This window comes from Spirosoma rhododendri (assembly GCF_012849055.1).
Lineage (GTDB): Bacteria > Bacteroidota > Bacteroidia > Cytophagales > Spirosomataceae > Spirosoma > Spirosoma rhododendri.
Map to the genome: position 1 here is coordinate 4,061,591 of NZ_CP051677.1, position 13,437 is coordinate 4,075,027.

Annotated in this window: 12 protein-coding genes; 9 read left to right on the forward strand and 3 right to left on the reverse strand. The window is 56.7% G+C overall.

Annotated elements, in window-relative coordinates; translation table 11 throughout:
• Window positions 1-58: 58 nt before the first annotated feature.
• Window positions 59-1,888: a cytochrome c peroxidase gene (locus HH216_RS16855; protein WP_254448475.1), complete on the forward strand. Its 1,830-nt coding sequence runs from the start codon at window positions 59-61 to the stop codon at window positions 1,886-1,888.
• 59 nt (window positions 1,889-1,947) lie between these two features.
• On the opposite strand, the gene HH216_RS16860 is transcribed toward HH216_RS16855, so the two are convergent.
• Window positions 1,948-2,316 carry a MerR family transcriptional regulator gene (locus HH216_RS16860; protein ID WP_169551860.1) on the reverse strand — a complete coding sequence of 123 codons (369 nt, stop codon included), beginning with the start codon at window positions 2,314-2,316 and terminating at the stop codon, window positions 1,948-1,950.
• A 160-nt stretch (window positions 2,317-2,476) separates the two neighbouring features.
• On the opposite strand from HH216_RS16860, the gene alaS reads away from it, so the two are divergent.
• The 5 genes from alaS to HH216_RS16885 all read left to right on the forward strand — a co-directional run bounded on the left by alaS (window position 2,477) and on the right by HH216_RS16885 (window position 6,988).
• Complete coding sequence (gene alaS, locus HH216_RS16865; protein WP_169551861.1) at window positions 2,477-5,137, forward strand: alanine--tRNA ligase; 2,661 nt, start codon at window positions 2,477-2,479, stop codon at window positions 5,135-5,137.
• Between the two features lie 38 nt (window positions 5,138-5,175).
• On the forward strand, window positions 5,176-5,370 hold the full coding sequence (locus tag HH216_RS16870) for a DNA-binding protein (RefSeq protein WP_169551862.1): 195 nt from the start codon (window positions 5,176-5,178) through the stop codon (window positions 5,368-5,370).
• Complete coding sequence (locus HH216_RS16875; RefSeq protein WP_169551863.1) at window positions 5,370-5,753, forward strand: type II toxin-antitoxin system death-on-curing family toxin; 384 nt, start codon at window positions 5,370-5,372, stop codon at window positions 5,751-5,753. The genes HH216_RS16870 and HH216_RS16875 overlap by 1 nt, the downstream gene beginning before the upstream one ends.
• Before the next feature lie 92 nt (window positions 5,754-5,845).
• Window positions 5,846-6,130: a type VII toxin-antitoxin system MntA family adenylyltransferase antitoxin gene (gene mntA / locus HH216_RS16880; RefSeq protein ID WP_169551864.1), complete on the forward strand. Its 285-nt coding sequence runs from the start codon at window positions 5,846-5,848 to the stop codon at window positions 6,128-6,130.
• 273 nt (window positions 6,131-6,403) lie between these two features.
• Window positions 6,404-6,988 carry a DUF4082 domain-containing protein gene (locus HH216_RS16885; RefSeq protein ID WP_169551865.1) on the forward strand — a complete coding sequence of 195 codons (585 nt, stop codon included), beginning with the start codon at window positions 6,404-6,406 and terminating at the stop codon, window positions 6,986-6,988.
• A 44-nt stretch (window positions 6,989-7,032) separates the two neighbouring features.
• Here HH216_RS16885 and HH216_RS16890 read toward each other — a convergent pair whose 3' ends face one another.
• Window positions 7,033-8,241: a multidrug effflux MFS transporter gene (locus HH216_RS16890; RefSeq protein WP_169551866.1), complete on the reverse strand. Its 1,209-nt coding sequence runs from the start codon at window positions 8,239-8,241 to the stop codon at window positions 7,033-7,035.
• A 131-nt stretch (window positions 8,242-8,372) separates the two neighbouring features.
• Window positions 8,373-9,497 carry an acetamidase/formamidase family protein gene (locus tag HH216_RS16895; protein ID WP_169553418.1) on the reverse strand — a complete coding sequence of 375 codons (1,125 nt, stop codon included), beginning with the start codon at window positions 9,495-9,497 and terminating at the stop codon, window positions 8,373-8,375.
• A 197-nt stretch (window positions 9,498-9,694) separates the two neighbouring features.
• Here HH216_RS16895 and HH216_RS16900 point away from each other — a divergent pair, with 197 nt between their 5' ends.
• The 3 genes from HH216_RS16900 (at window position 9,695) to HH216_RS16910 (ending at window position 13,347) form a co-directional block, all read left to right on the forward strand.
• The gene (locus HH216_RS16900; RefSeq protein ID WP_169551867.1) at window positions 9,695-10,246 is read left to right on the forward strand and encodes an NADPH-dependent FMN reductase; all 552 of its coding nucleotides are present in this window, start codon (window positions 9,695-9,697) and stop codon (window positions 10,244-10,246) included.
• A gap of 99 nt (window positions 10,247-10,345) precedes the next feature.
• Window positions 10,346-10,786 (forward strand): organic hydroperoxide resistance protein, encoded by a 441-nt coding sequence (locus tag HH216_RS16905; protein ID WP_169551868.1) that lies wholly within the window; start codon window positions 10,346-10,348, stop codon window positions 10,784-10,786.
• Window positions 10,787-11,010: 224 nt separating this feature from the next.
• Window positions 11,011-13,347, forward strand: coding sequence for a mechanosensitive ion channel family protein (locus tag HH216_RS16910; protein ID WP_169551869.1), 2,337 nt, complete (start codon window positions 11,011-11,013; stop codon window positions 13,345-13,347).
• The last annotated feature ends 90 nt before the right edge of the window (window positions 13,348-13,437 follow it).

Consider the following 13,437-nt stretch of genomic DNA (forward strand, 5'->3'; position numbering starts at 1 on the left):
CATAAACGCTGTGATTTGTCTCTGTGACTCTGTGTTTACCCCCAAACAACTGCAAATCATGCTTGCTCAGCCAACCGTTCCCATGCCAGTACCCCGACTCACCCGGCTTAGCCCGTGGTGGCTGATCTGCGCGGTGTCGGCGGTCGGGTTGATGCTTGGGGTGTACGGCCTGTCAAAACCGCCGGTGCTGACACCCCTGCAACAGGTGCATCAGCAGTACGTAGCCGACCTTGCCCGGCTCGATTCGGCGGTGCAGCAACTTAAACAGGGTATCGATAGTCGACAGTCGGAAGCCACACTCCGGCAGCGGTTATTTACGGCCCGGCTGGCGTGGAAGCGGGTCGAATTTCTGGCCGAACTCTACAATCCCGAAACGGCGAAAAGCATCAACGGAGCCAACCTGCCCGAAGTCGATGAGGTCGACAAAAAGGTGGAGCAGCCCGAAGGCTTGCAGGTCATTGAAGCGGGGCTGTTTCCCCATGACCCGGCCAATCAGGCCGAACTGGTCCAGCAAGCGGCCATGCTTGTATCGAACGTAGGGCGGCTGGGCAAAGTGGCTGCTACGAACGAAATGACCGACAGCCATGTGTTCGATGCGATGCGGCTGGACGTGTTTCGGGTTATCTCGCTGGGCATTACCGGCTTCGATGCACCCCTGGCTCATACCTCGATTCCGGAAGCAGCGGAAGCCCTCGAAAGCCTGCGTCGGCACCTGACTTTCTACGATCTGCGCAACCGCGACGAAGCGCTGAGCCTCCAGCTCGACCGGGCTTTTACCGACGCTATCGCCCAGCTTCGGCAATCGCCCGATTTTAACCAGTTCGACCGGCTGACGTTCATCGCCAAACGCGCTAATCCGCTCAGCAGCCTCCTGCTCGACGCCCAGCAATCGCTCGATATCCCGGTGTTTCGCGAAAATCGCTTGTTGTCGCCCTCGGCCCGGACGCTCAATGACCCCGACGCCTTCGACCCGGCTTATTTCGTCAGCAGCACCGACGACCGACCCACTACCGAACGGGTCGAATTGGGTAAACTACTGTTTTTCGATCCGGTTTTGTCGGGTAACGGGCAGCGTACCTGTGCCACCTGTCACCAGCCCGACCGCGCCTTTACCGATGGCGAAACGAAAAGTCTGGCAGTTGGCAGCGGCTCCGCAGCCCGCAACGCCCCGACGCTCCTCAATGCGGCTCTACAAGCTTCACAGTTTATGGATTCGCGGGTGGTATATCTGGAAGATCAGGCGGGCGACGTGATTGCCAACAAAACGGAGATGCACGGTTCGCTGACGACGGCGGTGCAGACTATGCAGCAGCAGGCTCATTACCGGCAGTTGTTTGCAAAGGCTTATTCCGCCGGCGTGACCGAACAAACCGTCAAGAATGCACTGGCCAGTTACGTGCGGTCGCTGTCGGAAATGGATTCCCGCGTCGACAAGCACCTGCGCGGGCAGGCCGTTGCCCTGACGCCCGCCGAGCAGCAGGGCTTCAATCTGTTTATGGGCAAAGGGCAGTGCGCGACCTGCCATTTCTTCCCGCTCTTCAACGGCACCGTTCCCCCGGCCTACGCCAAAACGGAAAGCGAAGTACTCGGCACCCCCGCTACTGCCGCCAACAAAACGCTCGACACCGACCTCGGCCGGTTTCGCACGACAGACATGGCCGAGCACCGCTACGCGTTCAAGACGCCGACCGTCAGGCACAGTGCCCGAACGGCCCCGTACATGCACAACGGCGTGTACCGTACGCTCGAAGAAGTCATTGATTTCTACAATCGGGGTGGCGGACAGGGGCTGGGCTTCAACCTCCCCAACCAAACCCTCCCGCCCTATAGCCTGCACCTGACCCGTTCGGAACAGGCTGCCCTCGTCGCGTTTTTAAAGGCGTTGTAACGGGAATCTGTGCGTCATATCGGGTTGGTGTTTCGGAGCTGACACCATCGATTCGCTCCTTACTCATCCTCGTCTTCTTCGGCGGGTTTGTTAGGGTCGGGTGGATCGAGACTGATGCGCATTTGCTCCAGAAACGACTTCAATTCGCGGAGTTTTCCCAGAAAGCGGGCGTTTTCGTGGCGTTGCTGTTCGCGCTTTTTCAACTCCTCGCGCGCTCCCGCCAGTGTAAATCCCTTATCCTTGGTAAGCGTCAGGATCTCGCGTAGCAGGGCAATATCGGTAGGGGTATAGACCCGGTCACCGGACTTATTTTTTCTGGGTTGTAACGACGGAAATTCCTTTTCGTAGAAGCGAAGCGTCGGCGCGGTGACGCCCAGCATATCCGATACTTCCCGGATACCGTAATACATCTTCTCCGGTTGTTCCATAGTTGGGTTAGGTAAGCACCTGAAAAAACCGCAAGATTCTCTGTAAATTTGCGACTCAATTCATTTGTTTATTAAGCGGTACTTGTACTGTGGCAACAGGTCATCGAATCGACCGAGTCAGCACCCACGCTGACAGCCTTCGGCTGACCCTATTCATACTATGACTTCTTCCGAAATACGTCGGCATTTTCTCGACTTCTTCCAGTCCAAGCAGCACCTGATCGTTTCGTCGGCCCCGCTGGTCGCTAAAAACGACCCCACGCTCATGTTCAACAACTCGGGCATGGCGCAGTTCAAGGATTTCTTTCTGGGTAACGGAACACCCCCGGCCAAACGTGTTGCCGACACGCAGAAATGTCTGCGCGTGTCGGGTAAGCACAACGACCTGGAAGACGTAGGCTTCGACACCTACCACCACACCATGTTCGAGATGCTGGGCAACTGGTCGTTTGGCGATTACTTCAAGAAAGAAGCCATTCACTGGGCGTGGGAACTGCTGACGGAGGTGTACGGCCTGCCGAAAGACCGGCTGTATGTATCAGTATTCGAGGGCGACCAGAAAGACAACGTGCCCTTCGATCAGGAAGCGTTCGACCTGTGGGAGCCCATCGTCGGCAAAGACCGGATTATTTACGGCAACAAGAAAGACAACTTCTGGGAGATGGGCGATACGGGGCCGTGCGGTCCCTGCTCGGAAATCCACGTCGACCTGCGCTCACCCGAGGAAGTAGCGCAGAAGCCCGGCAAGGAACTCGTCAACGCCGACCATCCGCAGGTCGTTGAAATCTGGAACCTCGTGTTCATGCAGTTCAACCGCAAGGCCGACGGTTCGCTGGAGCCGCTGCCCGCCCGGCACGTCGATACGGGCATGGGTTTCGAGCGGTTGTGCATGGCCATTCAGGGCAAAAAATCGAACTACGACACCGACGTATTTTCGGGTACGATTCACGTCATCGAAGAACTGTCGGGTAAACAATACACGGCTGGCACCGACATGGGCGACGTCGCTATGCGTGTCATCGCCGACCACATCCGGGCCGTCTCGTTTGCCATTGCCGACGGGCTAGTGCCGAGCAACAGCAAGGCGGGTTACGTAATCCGCCGGATCCTGCGTCGGGCTATCCGCTACGGCTATTCGTACCTGAACCTGACCGAGCCGTTCATGACCAAGCTGGTGCCGACGCTCGCGATCCAGTTTGCCGAGGTATTCCCCGAACTGAACGCCCAGCGCGATTTCGTTGCGACGGTGATCCGCGAAGAAGAAATCGCCTTCCTACGTACGCTTGGCACGGGTCTGGGTCGGCTGGATCAGATCGTCAGCGACACGAAAGCAACGGGTAGCGACGCCATTGCTGGCGAAACGGTCTTTGAACTAAACGACACCTTCGGCTTCCCCGCCGACCTGACCGCCCTGATCGCCCGCGAGAAAGGGCTGGGTATCGATGAAGAAGGGTTTCAAAAGGCGTTGCAGGAGCAGAAAACCCGTTCCCGCAAAGATGCCGCGTCGTCGGCTGGCGACTGGATCGACCTGACCGATATGGACAATCGGGTTGAGTTTGTCGGTTACGATCAACCCGCCGATTACGCCCATGTGGTGAAGTATCGCAAGATTCAGAATAAGCAGGGCACGCAGGTGCAGGTTGTGCTCGACAAGACGCCGTTCTACGCGGAGTCGGGTGGGCAGATTGGCGATACCGGTACGCTGACGTTCACGGCGGGCGGTATTGTAACGGGTAAGCTGGTGGTGCTGGACACGAAGAAGGAAAACGACCTCGTTATTCATCTGGTTGAGAATGTTGCTAACATCGACGACCTGCTGACCGACGCTGATTCGGTGTACGCCGAAATCGATACGACGCGCCGGGCGCAGATTGCCGCTAACCACTCGGCGACGCACCTGTTGCATGCGGCCCTACGCGACGTACTGGGTACGCACGTGGCGCAGAAAGGGTCATACGTCGGTCCCGACGCCCTGCGCTTCGACTTCTCGCACTTTTCGAAAGTAACCGATGAGCAACTGGCCGAAGTCGAGCGGATTGTAAACGAGAAAGTTCGCGAAGACATTCCGCTCGATGAGCAGCGTAACGTACCCATTGCGCAGGCGAAAGACATGGGCGCTACGGCCCTGTTCGGAGAGAAATACGGCGACTTCGTCCGGGTTATTACCTTCGACCCCAGCTACTCGGTCGAACTCTGTGGCGGCACGCACGTCTACCGGACGGGGCATATCGGTCTGTTCAAGTTCACCGCTGAAGGTTCGGTATCGACGGGCGTTCGGCGCGTCGAAGCCAAGACTGCGCTGGGTGCCGAAACGCTGGTCAACGAGCAGATGGCGATTGTAACGGAACTGAAGGACGTTCTGAAAGCACCGAAGGACGTGGTGAAAGCCGTGCAGGATTTGCTAACCGAGCGCAGCGCGTTGCAGAAGCAGATCGAGGCCCTGCAAAACGAGAAAGTGCAGCAGATCAAAAACAGCCTGCTTGATAAAGTGACGCCATCCAACGGGCACATGGTGCTGGTCGAGCGCGTCGACGTACCATCGGCGGATGCGTTGAAACAACTGGCCTACGATCTCAAAGCCAAAATCGACAACCTCGCGCTGGTGCTGGGTGCCGACATCAACGGCAAGCCCCAACTGGCCGTCATGCTGCCCGATTCACTGATTCAGGACCGCAAGCTGAACGCTGGTCAGGTGGTGAAAGAACTGGCTAAAAACATCAAAGGCGGGGGTGGTGGCCAACCCTTCTTCGCGACCGCCGGTGGCTCCGATTCGTCGGGGCTGGATGCGGCTCTGGTGCAGGGGAAAGAACTGCTTTTGTGAGTTGTAGCGTTAGCGAGTTGATATAATTGAAACGTGCAATGGCAACTATCGAACTGGTGTTACCCGAACAACAGCTGTCAGCGCTGGAACAGAAAGCGCGGGCAGCCAATCTGACGGTTGATGAACTGCTGAAGGAGATGATTAGTGCAGCGCTTGCGCAGCCGTCAGCTACTGAGCAGGCGATGAATTACGTACTGACAAAAAATAAGTCACTATACGAGCGACTCGCTTAATGGTTTTTCTATCGCTTGAGGAGACGTTTCTGTTGCATGAGCGTATTATTCAACAGTCAGGTGGAAGCTCTGGAGTTCGCAATCGAGCCGATGTAGAATCGGCTCTTTTACAGCCTTTTGCTACATTCGACGGGCAGGAACTGTATCCTACCCTTGTTGAAAAAGCGGCACTAGCAGGGTATCTTCTCATTTGCAACCATCCGTTCATGGATGGGAATAAGCGTATCGGGCATGCTGTGATGGAGGTAATCCTGGTGTTGAACGGGTTTGAATTAGTGGCCGACGTCGATGAACAGGAGAACATAATTCTGCGAGTGGCTGAAGGTATGTTGACTCGACAACAATTCACTGACTGGGTGAATTCGATGGTTGTCAGGCTGTAAACAGTTAGCGTCCCGATTTGCGCAGGCAGGTCGGGGCGCTCTTTTTTGGGTAAAACCGTATATTGTCCTAAAATCAAGCTGGTCATCTACGCATGTTTCCGCAACTAGTCACGTATTTTCACGACAAGCCTGTTAAGCGGGCATACGTGTTTGGCTCCGTCGCGAGGGGAGAGCAAACAGACGGTAGCGACGTGGACATTCTGGTGGAACTCGATTATGCGGGTGGTGCTGATTTTTACCAGTTTCTAACCATGCAGGAGCAACTGTCTGAACTACTTGACAGGCCTGTCGATCTGGTTAGCGCAAATGGTCTATCGCCGTTTATCAAGCCGTTCATCGACCGCGAAAAGCAGCTGATTTATGAAAGAGTCGCTTAGCGACAGGGCACGGCTGCTTCATATCCTTCAGGCGATTACATACGTTGACGAGTTCCTTGAGGGATAGTGTTGTGGGATACTGCCGTGAATAAACGTAAGCCGCTTAAGCGAGTAGTTGACCGATTGCTGGCTGATTCTTCGACGCGGGACGAATAATCCGGCGCTAGCCAACTCTACAACTTCTACAACATAGCATTACCGTTGGCTCAAGCGTTGTTAGCGAAAACGGCCGGATTGCGACGAATGGAATCGAACATCAATCTCTTGATTCCAATGAAATCTATCCTACTCGTTGGCCTGACAGTGGCCGGTTTGTTGAGCCTGAATAGTTGCCAGAAAGGTGGGGACACCGCCAAGCCCGCAGAGAACCCGGTTACGAGTTTTATGACGTCTGAAACGACCATTACGACCGACACCCGCACGTCGGGGCCCTGGGAACTCGGTATTGTGCTGAGCGCGTCGACGGCCGGAAAAATTACGCAGGTGGGCAGTCGAATGGTCGATCCCGGTAACTACCGAATCATTATCTGGGACAACGACACCAAACAGATTCTGCGGCAGAAAACCATTTCCCAAACAGCCCCCAACACGCTGACGATGGGGGACATTGAATCGCTGGCTGTTGCGGCCAACAAGAAGCTGATGGTCAGTATTAACAATCAGGCCGATGGGGTGACTAAAAAGTACAACTACGCCCACAAAGGGAGTAGTCTTGAGTTCATGCCATTCACAAAAGGAAACATTCTGGTCTACAATTCGGCCTATCGGCAGACCGGTACGGCTACCTTCCCCGACCAGACGATTAACGTGAAATACGAAATGTACGGCTTCCCGGAAATCACGTTCATCGCAGACTAGGAATAAAGAGTGAAAGAGTGAAAGAGTGAAAGAGCGAAAGCTGCTTACGCCAGTACGCGCGCTCTTTTTCGCTCTTTGTACTGCTGACCGATCAGCAGGATCGTCAGGCCCGTCAGCACGCAGGCCAGCATGGTGCCGACCATCGGTAGGGCGGTGCCGTTGTGCAGGGCGCTGACGGTTCCCGATGCGACGGCCCCGAATGCCATGCGGAAGCTGCCCATCAGCGCAGCCGCGCTACCTGCGTGCCGCTCAAACGGGGCCATCGACAGGGCCGACGCGTTGGGCGAGATCAAGCCCTGCCCGCAGAGGAATAGAAAAATCATAGCGATCAGACCGTACACGCCGAACCAGCCAGCCCACACGCCCAGCACCAGCAGAATGCCCATGAGCGTCTGGTAGAGCATCGCTGCGTAAACGAGCTGCTCGCTACTGAAACGCTTCAGCAGGACGTGATTCAGCTGATTGGGAGCCAGTATGGCGATGGCTATAAACGAGAAAATCCAGCCGTACTGCTGCGCGCTGACGTGGTAGATGTTCATCATCACGTCGGGCGAACCGGCGATGTAAGCAAACGGGGCCGAGGTCGCGATGCCACCCGCCAGCGCGTAGGTTAGAAACTGCGGCTGACGCAACACCGTAAAAAAGCTGCCCATCACCGCCTGCGGACGCAGCGACAACGACGCATCGGCCGGGCGACCGTCGGGCAGCAGGTAGTGAATAGCCAGTAGCATCAACACCGTGATTCCCGCCAGAATCAGGAAGATCGAATGCCAGCCGAGCGCGACCGTGGCATAGCCGCCTACGGTCGGGGCAATCATCGGTGAAACGGCAATGACCAGCGTGAGCAGTGAGAACACCGACGCAATTTTACCGACCGGAAACAAATCGCGGACGAGGGCCTGAGCCGCTACCAGCCCCACGCAGCCACCCAGTGCCTGCAACAGCCGCATTCCGATCAGCACCTCGATCGAACCCGCCGTCGCGCAGCCGAACGTGGCCAGCAGATACACCGCCAAACCCGCGTACAGCGGCTTCTTTCGACCAAACCGGTCGATGAGCGGGCCGTACAGCAACTGCCCGAAGGCAATCCCGATAAAGTACGACGTAAGCGAAAGTTGCACCTGTGACACAGACGTACGCAGGTCGCGGGCGATGGCCGGGAACGCCGGCAAATACATATCGATGGAAAACGGTCCGATAGTGGAGAGTGCCCCCAGAATCAGGATCACGACGAAATACTGTCGGCGCGTCATACGAAAAAAGCACTGTGGTTGCTAAACCTACAGTTGTACTGGATTGATCGTTCCCGACAAACGGATTAGTTGACTACCAGTTGGTTGATTCGCAGCTAAGGTCAATTTTTCCCGGTGATCGGACTATGAAGCTACACCCAGTAACTAAACTTCTTCTTGGTGAAGATCGACTTGGGAATTATCGCGTGAACGCCCAGCGTCTGATCGACTACCTGACTGACTTCCAGATCGACGCCCGTGCTGGCAATCGAGAGGGCTTCATTGAAGGTAAAACCCAGTTCGTCTTTAATGAACGTGACGGCTTCGGTCAGCGCGTTTTTCATCGCTTTGTTCAGGTCTTTATCCAGCCCGACGGCGATAAAATGCGTGGGTGTTTCGGCGCGGGGCATGGTCAGCTTCTTCCCCTTGTGCACGATGAATTTGGCCGTCAGCGTCACCGCCGTTTCAATCGCCACTCCGCTGACTTCGCCGTTGCCCTGCGCCCCGTTGCCGTCGCCGGTGGTGAACAGACCGCCCGGCACCGATACGGGCAGGTACAGCGTCGTGCCTTTCGTCAGGTGCTTGATGTCGAGGTTGCCGCCGAAGAACGCGGGCGGTATCGAACTGACCCGGCCCTGCTCGGGCGGGGGCGACAGGGCCATCACGCCCATAAACGGCTTCAGCGGAATCTCGATGCCTTCCCGGAAGGTCGCGGTCCGGCGTTTGGCGTCGTAGCGGTACACAAACGATTCGCGGGTGGTCACGGCGTCGGGAATGCCGCCCCCGCCGGGCCACACGCTATTTACCCCGAAGTCGGCGGGTAGCGTCAGGTCGAGGATGCGCAGTTCGAGCGAGTCGCCCGGTTCGGCCCCGTCGATGTAGATTGGTCCCGTCAGCATGTGCCCCCGGATGCCCGACGGCTCCGGCTTCACGTTTTTCATGATTGCGATCACCTCCTGCGCGTGGGCGTCGATGGGCAGGTTGTTTTTCGTGTAAAATGCTTCGGGATCAGTGCGGCTCACCCCCGACGGGTTGACCGTCTGAATTTCCACCACGTCACCGTCTTTCACCCGCGCCACTGGTGGCACGTCGGCTCCGAAATAGCCGTACACCATATTTTCGGGCAAGGAACGAACGACGTGGTCGGGCTTGATGCGGACGGGGGCTGACGCGGGGCTGGCCAGCAGATCAGTTGCCTGTCCGGTCAGGGCAGCGGTCGAGAGGGCCACGCTGCCTTGCGCTGTTCGGCGCAGGAAACTACGTCGGGATGAGGTCATACGGTCGTATTCGTTTGTCGTGAAGAACTGGCTAAAGCTACGCACCAATGACCGAAACTGAAACCGGCAGTAAGGCGAAAAGCCGACGACGATAGCCGGAAATGGCCCGTTGCCAGGGTCAGGAGTGGGCCGTATCAACTGGCACGGTTGGGACATACGGGTCGGAACAGGGAGTACTGATTTGCTGTTGTCGGTCCATGCGTACGAAAAAGAATGTGTTCGTCATCATCGGTAGTGCCAGCCAGAACTCCTCGAACCGGCGACTTGTCGACCGAATCGCGGAGTTGACCACCGATCAGCTGGAACTGACAATTTTTGAAGAACTGCACAAAATACCGCCGTTTGATCCAGTGTATGCGTTCGAGAATACGCCGTCGGAGGTCCTGGCTTTTCGCGATGCCGTCGAACAGGCTGATGCCGTGCTGTTCTGCACGCCCGAATACATTTTCAGCATCCCCAGCCGACTAAAAAACGCGCTCGAATGGTGCGTAGCGACCATAATTTTCGACGGTAAACCCACGGGCCTGATCACCGCATCGGCCAACGGCGAACTGGGGCACAAGGAGCTGTATCTGATCATGGAAACCTTCACACCCCGCCTGTCCGACGAAACGAATCTGCTCATTCAGGCGATCAAAGGCAAAATCGACCGGGCTGGTACCATCACCGATGCGGCTACTGAAACGGCCGTTCAGCAATTCGCCCGCGCCTTCGTCGCGTTAGTCAATGCCGCCCCATACGCTGCCTAGCCGGGTCGCCCGTCAACTTATCCGCTGCGGGGTGAACCCAACCGCCCGCCGACGCTGTTCGCCTGAACAAGCGTATTTACGTTTACTTTTTATACGATTATGACGACAACCAACATTCTGCATACGGGCCAGGCCAAATCAGTCGGCGGGCGCGATGGTCAGGTGACGTCCAACGACAATAACCTGAATCTGGAACTTACCCTGCCTAAGTCACTCGGCGGACGTGCCCGCGAGGGAGCCACCAACCCCGAGCAACTGTTTGCCGCCGGGTATTCGGCCTGCTTCGGCGGGGCGCTGGGTTTCCACCTCCGGGCCGCCAAATTGACGCCCGACGAAATTGCAGTCGATTCGACGGTCGATATGTTTTTGAACGAGGAGAAGCTACCAACGCTGACCGTGTCGATGCACGTAAACCTGCCGGGTCTGACGCAGGAGCAGGCGGAGGATATGGTCGCAAAAGCGCACGAAAGCTGCCCGTACTCACGCGCGACACGGGGTAATATCGACGTAAATATCACCGTCACGACTGATCCGGTCTAGTCGCTCCCGGTGCGGCATTGGTCATCCAAAAAACCCCGCGCGTATCGAGTACGCACGGGGTTTTTTGGATGCACTGATCCGGCCGAACGAAACTGGTTCGCAGTGTGCCAGCGGCCGGTCAATGACAAAAACTGACCCCCAGTGCCCAGCTCATTTTTCAAAAAATACGATCAATAGACCGACCTTGTTCGTTAAACTACCTAATACCATCGGTCTATAGTTGCATGCAGAATCAACGTTGCTGGATTTATTACCTTCTTCTTTTCTCTATTTTCACCGCTTTCGGATCGGTGCGGGCGCAGGACACGGCCACTGTGCCGTTGGCCGGGCAGCGCATTCCCGACACGCTGCTTTTCAAAATTCAGAAAGCCCAGTCGATCGTTACGGAGATCAAATCGGCGGGGAAGCGGGGCTATGGCATTGCCCGGATACGCACCGGGCTGGCGAACGTGAACACCAACGTGGCCCCCATCCTGACCGATGTCAAGCTGCACAAAAAGTCGATCGACGCGAAGAGTCTGGCCAACTACCGGCTCATCCTAACCGACGCGCAGGGAAAACTCACGACCTGGCAAACTTCCCTGTCCAGATCAAACAACGACCTCCAGAGTCAGCTCGACCAGCTGCTGGCGCTGAGCAGCGATTCGCTGCTGACAGTGACCAGCAACGACACCACGGCCCGGCTACTGTACCGCGATCAGCTGGTTAGCCTCAAGCTTCAATTGCAGGAGTCGGGCACGCAGACTACCGCCCGGCTGGATACCGTCAGCCGATTGCTGGCCGACGTGTCGGGGGCGTCGCTGGGCGTCAATGACCTGCAAGCGACATTGAACGAGCAGTTGCAGCAGTCGACCGTAAACGTGTTCGAGCAGGAATCGCCGTACCTGTGGCGCGCTCCTGTGTGGCCAAACACCAGTAATCAGCAGGCCATCGTCCGGTCGACGTACCAGGGGCAGCAAAAAATTCTGACGTACTTTCTGGCATCGACCTGGGACGACCGGGTGCTACTCTACCTGCTGACGATTGGCTTCTTCGTGTGGGTGTTTACCAATTTCCGGACGTACAAGGCTCGCTCGGGGAGTGAGGATCTTGGCACGCTACAGCTCACCAATCTTCGGCCGGTGCCGGTCGTTGCCTCGCTGATCGTCCTGTTCAACCTGATTCCGCTGTTCGAGCCGGGTTCGCCGTCGTTTTACATTGAACTCACCCAGTTTTTGCTGTTGCTGGCGCTGACGGTTCATCTGTGGCCCCGATTGAGCAAACCCGACCTGCGGCTGTGGCTGCTGAACGCGGCTCTCTATGTGCTGCTGATTCTGACAAACAGCCTGTCCAGCAACGCGCTCATTGTCAGACTGTGGCTTATTGGGTTGAACGTGCTGTTTCTGTACATCGGCTATCACTACGCCAGCCACCTGCAACGTAACTCCGTCAGCACGCGCATCATCCGGCCGGTTACGAAGCTGTTTTTCGTCCTGCACGTGCTGGCGATCCTGCTCAACATCATCGGTCGGATCAGCCTGGCGAAAACGTTCAGTATCACGGCCGTTGTAGGGCTGGTGCAGATTACCGGTCTGGCCGTACTGATCGAGATTGTGCTGGAAGCCCTTGATCTGCAAATGCGAATCAGTGCGCGGTCGCAGGGGATTTTCTCACGGGTAAACGTCGATCACACCCGCCGTTCCGCCAAAAAAGTGCTGGTCTTTCTGGCCGTTGCGCTGTGGTTTCTGGTCTTTTTCATCAACCTGGGCATCGCCGACGGCGTGTTTGACTTTATCGGCGACGTGCTGAGCAGAACCCGTACATTCGGCAGTGTCACGTTTAGCCTGGGCAATATCCTTTCGTTTGTCATCATCCTGTACCTGTCGAGTCTGCTCCAGAAAAATATCGGCTTATTTTTCGGCGAAAGCCGGGTACCCACCGCCGACGGGCAAATCGATCAGGTCAGTTCGGTGCTGGCCCTGATCCGGCTGGCCATCATCATCGGCGGTGTGTTGCTGGCCGTCGTGGCATCGGGCGTGTCGGTCGATAAGTTTACGGTGGTGCTGGGGGCATTGAGCGTCGGTATTGGTCTGGGTATGCAAAACATCGTGTCCAACTTCGTGTCGGGCATCATCCTGATCTTCGAGAAGCCGTTCCGCATCGGCGACTATATCGAACTGGCCGACAGGAAAGGTCGAATTCTGGACATCGGCATTCGATCCAGCAAGATGCTCACCGGGCAGGGGGCCGAGGTTATCATCCCCAACGGCGATCTGTTGTCGAACCGGCTGGTCAACTGGTCATCGCGGGGGACGTACCTGAAAACGGAGTTTACCCTGAAAGTAGGGGGCGACACCGACATGCAGCAACTCCGGACGATCGCTCAGGAAATCGCCAGTAAGCTTGACGACTCACCGCAACAAATGCCGCCCGACGTCGTCGTGACGGGTATCGGTGCCGATTCGATCGATCTGAAAATCGTTGCCTGGATTCGGAGCATTTCCAGCGAAGCCAGCCTGAAAAGCGACTTCCTGCAACAACTGGTCGGGCGTCTCCGCGACGCTGGTATCCGGCTGCTGTAAGGCTAGTTTCGTGGGGTAGTAGACTAACCCCCCGGCCCCAGCCCCCTGAGAGGTCCTGTTTGGGGAACGATTTCAGGATCCTAGAATCGC

Coding starts and splice junctions, on each gene's coding strand:
- HH216_RS16895 (WP_169553418.1), bottom strand. CDS start 9,497: ATGACCTCATCCCGACGTAGTTTCCTGCGCCGAACAGCGCAAGGCAGC.
- HH216_RS16905 (WP_169551868.1), top strand. CDS start 10,346: ATGACGACAACCAACATTCTGCATACGGGCCAGGCCAAATCAGTCGGC.
- HH216_RS16875 (WP_169551863.1), top strand. CDS start 5,370: ATGGTTTTTCTATCGCTTGAGGAGACGTTTCTGTTGCATGAGCGTATT.
- HH216_RS16900 (WP_169551867.1), top strand. CDS start 9,695: ATGCGTACGAAAAAGAATGTGTTCGTCATCATCGGTAGTGCCAGCCAG.
- HH216_RS16910 (WP_169551869.1), top strand. CDS start 11,011: ATGCAGAATCAACGTTGCTGGATTTATTACCTTCTTCTTTTCTCTATT.
- HH216_RS16855 (WP_254448475.1), top strand. CDS start 59: ATGCTTGCTCAGCCAACCGTTCCCATGCCAGTACCCCGACTCACCCGG.
- mntA (WP_169551864.1), top strand. CDS start 5,846: ATGTTTCCGCAACTAGTCACGTATTTTCACGACAAGCCTGTTAAGCGG.
- alaS (WP_169551861.1), top strand. CDS start 2,477: ATGACTTCTTCCGAAATACGTCGGCATTTTCTCGACTTCTTCCAGTCC.
- HH216_RS16890 (WP_169551866.1), bottom strand. CDS start 8,241: ATGACGCGCCGACAGTATTTCGTCGTGATCCTGATTCTGGGGGCACTC.
- HH216_RS16870 (WP_169551862.1), top strand. CDS start 5,176: ATGGCAACTATCGAACTGGTGTTACCCGAACAACAGCTGTCAGCGCTG.
- HH216_RS16860 (WP_169551860.1), bottom strand. CDS start 2,316: ATGGAACAACCGGAGAAGATGTATTACGGTATCCGGGAAGTATCGGAT.
- HH216_RS16885 (WP_169551865.1), top strand. CDS start 6,404: ATGAAATCTATCCTACTCGTTGGCCTGACAGTGGCCGGTTTGTTGAGC.